Raw genomic sequence first — 257 nt, 5'->3', positions numbered from 1 at the left:
CCTCCAAGGCTAAATACTCCTGACTGACCGATAGTGAACCAGTACCGTGAGGGAAAGGCGAAAAGAACCCCGGCGAGGGGAGTGAAAAAGAACCTGAAACCGTGTACGTACAAGCAGTGGGAGCACCCTTGTGGTGTGACTGCGTACCTTTTGTATAATGGGTCAGCGACTTATATTCTGTAGCAAGGTTAACCGTATAGGGGAGCCGAAGGGAAACCGAGTCTTAACTGGGCGTTAAGTTGCAGGGTATAGACCCG

Annotated in this window: 1 rRNA gene; it reads left to right on the top strand. The window is 51.0% G+C overall.

What is annotated here, in order from left to right:
* Positions 1-257 (top strand): 23S ribosomal RNA (locus M8318_RS00080); the annotation flags it as partial.

Source organism: Leclercia tamurae (assembly GCF_025566055.1).
In the GTDB taxonomy this organism is placed as follows: Bacteria; Pseudomonadota; Gammaproteobacteria; order Enterobacterales; family Enterobacteriaceae; genus Enterobacter; species Enterobacter tamurae.
Note: the sequence above shows the minus strand (reverse complement) of the source record. Positions and strands in the feature narration are given on the sequence as shown.